Raw genomic sequence first — 844 nt, 5'->3', positions numbered from 1 at the left:
CCGTCGAAGTAGTAGGAGAGCAGCCCGCGCGCGAGCCCGGCCCGCTCGGCGACCTCGGCGGGGTTCGGCCCGTGGCTGTGCGGGGTGGAGTTGATCAGGCCGAAGACGGCGTGCACGGACGCCCGGGCGACCGGCTCGGCCGTCGGGGCCGCGAGCGGCGGGTAGGCCTGGCGGACCACGTCGACCCAGAGCTCCACGTAGGCGCGCTGGAGGCGGCGGACGGTGCGGCGGTCCTCCTCGCGGAGGTTGAGCAGCTCCCGGTCGTGCAGGGTGATCAGGTCACGGTCGTCCAGCGCGAAGTCGACGTGGCCGCCGATCAGCGCGTCCAGCGCGGCGGCCGGGCCCTCACTGCCGTCCGCGCGCCGGCGCCCCTCCTCCAGCAACCGTTCGCTGATGCCGACGAGCAGGTCGGCGAGCATGGCGTCCTTTCCGGCGAAGTGCCGGTAGAGCCCGGGGCCGCTGATTCCGACGGCCTTGCCGATCTCGTCCACGCCGACGCCCAGGAAGCCCCGGGCCGCGAACAGCCGGGCGGCCTCCTTGCGGATCTGGTCGCGGCGCGGGAGCCCGGAGGCGGGTGGGACGTTCGGCATGCGGTCCATCGTAGACAGTGGGGTTATCGGTCGTTAACCTGGGCGACGGAAGTTAACGTTCATTAACGTGTGGGGGTCACGGGCACACCAGCCCCGGACCCACCTGCCGCCGAGGGCAAGGGAGCTCTTGGGATGGTCATCTCCACCGCTGGCGCACCCACCGGCATCAACGGCACCGCGGCGGCCGGCACTCCGGGCGCCGCCGCGCCGGCACCCCGGCTCGGCACGGCCGTCGACCCCGGCTCCGAGGCGTC

The 844-nt window shown here is 73.6% G+C and carries 1 protein-coding gene; it reads right to left on the bottom strand.

Going from position 1 to position 844, the window contains the following annotated elements; translation table 11 throughout:
* Positions 1-590 (bottom strand): TetR/AcrR family transcriptional regulator (locus tag ABD308_RS20355; protein WP_344337285.1); only part of this gene is annotated, 590 nt, incomplete at its 3' end.
* Between the last annotated feature and the right edge of the window lie 254 nt (positions 591-844).

This window comes from Kitasatospora putterlickiae, assembly GCF_039527695.1.
Classification (GTDB): Bacteria; Actinomycetota; Actinomycetes; order Streptomycetales; family Streptomycetaceae; genus Kitasatospora; species Kitasatospora putterlickiae.
The sequence above is the reverse complement of the archived record's forward strand: the minus strand, read 5'-3'. Positions and strand labels throughout refer to the sequence as shown.